Source organism: Lysinibacillus sp. UBA6686 (assembly GCF_002455205.1).
GTDB lineage: Bacteria > Bacillota > Bacilli > Bacillales_A > Planococcaceae > Lysinibacillus > Lysinibacillus pakistanensis.
In genome coordinates this window covers 93,539-97,789 of sequence record NZ_DKJS01000014.1, presented here as the reverse complement: position 1 = coordinate 97,789, position 4,251 = coordinate 93,539, and the positions used below count along the sequence as shown (strand labels likewise).

The following is a 4,251-nucleotide window of genomic DNA, read 5'->3' as shown; positions in this document are numbered from 1 at the left end:
GTGAAAAAGCATTGCTAGATACTATTATTTCACCGCTATCAAATGGCATGATGGAAGGCACGAATAATAAAATTAAACTCATCAAAAGACGAGGCTTTGGCTATCGAAATGAAGACCGTTTATTTCTTCGTTTACGTTTAGAAACAGGTCGCTGATTTTGTCACCCACGACTTTTGGTGAAGAACCATAAATATATTATAATTTATTTTGAACATATATAAAGGAGCATTCCTATTAGAAGGATTTTCAGGGGCTTGAAAAAGAAAAAGCCCTCTTGTATGATGCATGAGTGTCAACGGGAAATTGACTCATCATCACATAGGAGGACTCCATTTATGAATTCTAATACGAACCAAAAGATTAATCAAGTCTCTGAAAAAACACTCGTCATCGGTATCGATATTGCCAAGCGTACACATTATGCATGTGCGGTTGATGAAAGAGGACGCGTGCTCCAAAAATCGTTCCCTTTCTCGCAAACAAGAGAAGGTTTCGATACTTTTTATGAAAGAATAATAGCTTTACGTGCTACGCATGAAAAAAGCGATGTGTTAGTTGGTTTTGAACCTACCGGTCATTACTGGATGAATCTAGCTGCCTATCTTTGTGCACATGGAATTCCATTTATCATGGTGAATCCTCATCATGTCAACCGTTCCAAAGAGCTAGATGACAATCTTCAAACAAAGAATGACCAAAAGGATGCGCTCGTCATTGCACGTTTAATGCGAGATGGACGGTTTAGTTACCCACGTATTCTAGAAGGCGTGGAAGCTGAATTGCGTAATGGTACAACCTTGCGTGCCAAAATCCAAGAAGATGTAAATGCCTTACAAATTCGAATGATCCGTTGGTTAGATCGCTTTTTTCCTGAGTTTACACAGGTGTTTAAAAACTTCGGGAAAATGGCGTATGCGGCGCTTGAAAAGACCCCACTGCCAATGGACATTCAAGGGAAAACGCCAGATGAATTATTATTTTTATACCGCCAAGTAGATGGGATGAAAAGTTCACAGCTACCAAAGGCAAAACAATTAGTCGAGGTGACACAAAGCTCGATTGGACTGACAGAAGGCTTAGTGATGGCACGCATTGAAATCGCTACACTACTTTCCCAGTATCAATTGATGCAAGCTCAGCTTGATGAATTAACAACCCATCTTATAGAACTGGCAAGACAAATGACGGATTATGCGTATTTAGCATCAGTACCTGGAATCGGAGACGTAACGATTGTTGAGCTGCTTTCAGAAGTCGGTTCTCTCACACAATATGAGCATCCACACCAATTAATGAAGCTAGCGGGACTCACATTACGTGAAAACTCTTCTGGACAGCATAAAGGACAAAAACGGATTTCTAAGCGTGGTAGAAGAAAACTTCGAGCTCTTTTATTCCGATGATCCCGTTAATTCGTCATAATGAGGCTTTTAAGCACACGCACCGTCAATCCCCTTCGTAAGAAGCAATCGATTGTCGTGCTCTGTGGAAAGTTACTGAAGATTTTACACACCTTGTGCAAGAAGAAAATACATTTTGATGTGAGGCAAATGATGAAAGACCTTTATTGTCTCCAAGAGGCAGCCTAAGCACCACCAAAGTTTGACCTACAGAAAAAGGATGACACGGAGAAGCCGGCATTAATTATTCCATCCGACTACGAGTCCCTATAGGAGCATCGCCAGCCTCTGCCTTATGAATAGACCGAACGAAGGAATGTATGCGCTAGAAGCCAAGAGACATGGGAGGGTACGTCGTCATAAGCATCGCAGAGATCCAATAATGCATCACATAATGGATTAGTGAGTTAATTTTATCCAATTAACTTTAGCGAAGCGTACCTACCAAATGACAATGTATTGAAAAACTAGAAAAGACTAAATGTACTATGCGATGAAAAAATATTTTCACCACATTAAAAATGGGTCAAACCGTTGATATATCAACATTTATAGAGGGAGGAGTAATAAAAAATGAAAAAAGTATTGTACAATGTGAAAGTACCGCCTGGTTTGGTGGTTATAATATAGTAGACAATTATGTTGCTTCGAATTGTATCTACAGGTTTAATAGCAGTAGACTTTGCAGTTCTTGTTTTAAGTGCAACTAATAATCGTCATGCAGGAGATGTTGCAGGGACTTTAGGGATAAGACAGGTAACTAATCTTCTTGACAACAATATAGGTATATATGGATACCCTAGTGATTTAATACAAAATACATTGCAAATAGATCAATATGGAATGAGAGGTAGAGTTACACAAGAAGATACTTCTACTGCATTTTATGAAATTGATACAGCTCCAGGACAATCAGGTTCAGCGTTATTAAATGCAAATAATCAAATTGTAGGGGTTCATAGCTCTGGTTATTCCAACAATAGTGGTACTCCAATTCTAAATGGTGGCCCGAAAATGAATTCTTATATGTTCACATTTGTATCTAGTGCTTTACAATAATAGAAATATAAAATTCCCGCTAGAGAATGCTTAAAATTTGCATATACACTAGGAAAAACATACTAACATTAGTAGTACAAACCAAGGCCATGGTTTGTGCTACTATTTTTTTATAGTAGAAGTGAAGGAAAGTCGAACAGTCCCTGGGATCATTTTAGAATCCGTATTAAAAACCGGCTAACTTCACACCCTTATGTGAATCAGTTTAGTATGTTGGGTCCAAGAGATCGTGTATAAGAAAATGGAATCGATAAGGCCATGTGAAGACTTCTATGACGGGCAAAAAAAGGAGAAAGTACAATGAAACATGTCATTGCGTTGGATGTAAGTAAAGGAAAAAGTACCGTTGTGATTTATGATAGGTATCGCCAATGCGAATTCGAAGGTGAACTGAATCATACGCGCGTAGATTTTGAACGATTACACGAACGAATAAAGGAAATCACACGACTGGATGGACAAGCACCCGAAATTATTTTTGAGGCAACAGGTGTTTATTCAAAACCCGTTGAAAAATTTTTCATAGATTTTGGTTATACATATTGCCGGATGAACCCGCTTGAAGCGAATTTACAAATGGCTTCAATGCGTCGAAATAAAACGGACATTAGTGATGCCCATGAACTAGCCAAAACCCATTTCAAAATGGAACGTGAACCTACCTATGTGCAGGATGATTATTATGAACAGATGCGTGCATTAACACGTTATTACGATGAAATAGACGAAGAGGTTACTTTACTAAAAAGTCGAATGCATGCGCTTTTACAAGTAAGTTTCCCTGAACTTGAAAAATTGATCACACCTCGCTCCGCGTTATTTTTAAACATTGTGCAACTATATCCACATCCAGCGCTTTTATTGGCTCATTCGAAAACGATGATTAAAAATCGTTTGAAGGTCAATACACGTAAAAATCTTTCATTAGCGCGTGCAGAAGCGAAAGCAGAAGTATTATTAGAAGCTGCACAAAACAGTTATCCTGCCATACAAGAAAACGGTATTCACTGTGATCAAATCCGCGATTACGCAGCTCGTATTATGGATTTAGTCGAAAAGAAGGAGTTCATTGTGAAACAGATGGTGGAAATGTCAGAAGGACGAAATGAATATGAAGTACTCCGTTCGATTCCAGGCATTGGGGATACAACAGCTTGTCGATTAATCGGCGAACTTGGCGATATTCGACGTTTTCAAAATGCGAAACAACTTAACGCGTATGTAGGCATTGATATTATGCGTTATCAATCCGGCAACACACAATATCGTGATCGTATTAACAAACGAGGAAATAAGAAACTGCGAAAAATCTTATATTTTATGATCTGTACGATGATTACGCTTCGGAAAAAGACCAATAACCATCTCGTCGATTATTATAATAAATTAAAAACGCAACCTCAGAGAAAGCCTCATAAGGTCGCGATTGTGGCGTGTATCAATAAGTTTCTGAAAATGGCATTTCAGTTACTGACACACGGTACCCTATACGATTATGAGTCCGCACTACTAGCTCAGAAATCGTAATCACTATAACTAAACTATATCATACTGACCTTTCGAAAAAAATAAAAATCGTGAGGTCTCTTTGGCATGCGTAATTTTTTTGTGATGGTGGAGGTACCTCCACCATCACAAAAAAATCTTTCTAACACCCTTAATTATTTTCCAAAAAGCTATTGACTGGAGGTAAGAAGGGGCTGTCCGAAAAGTCGATGTTAATCGATTTTTCGGTACAGCCTTATTTTTATGGTTCTAAGTCAAATGTTGATGTGGGGATGTTCTTTTTTAG

2 protein-coding genes and 2 pseudogenes are annotated in these 4,251 nt (G+C 38.4%); all 4 read left to right on the top strand.

From position 1 onward, the window contains the following. Positions 1-17: 17 nt before the first annotated feature. Positions 18-134, top strand: a pseudogene (locus B2R82_RS04220) (transposase); the annotation flags it as partial. Between the two features lie 201 nt (positions 135-335). After that, positions 336-1,589 (top strand): annotated as a pseudogene (locus tag B2R82_RS04215) (IS110 family transposase). 450 nt (positions 1,590-2,039) lie between these two features. Then, on the top strand, positions 2,040-2,459 hold the full coding sequence (locus tag B2R82_RS04210; RefSeq protein WP_286923673.1) for a trypsin-like serine peptidase: 420 nt from the start codon (positions 2,040-2,042) through the stop codon (positions 2,457-2,459). A gap of 300 nt (positions 2,460-2,759) precedes the next feature. Next, entirely contained in the window at positions 2,760-3,986 is a 1,227-nt protein-coding gene (locus tag B2R82_RS04205; RefSeq protein WP_286923672.1) for an IS110 family transposase, read from the top strand. The last annotated feature ends 265 nt before the right edge of the window (positions 3,987-4,251 follow it).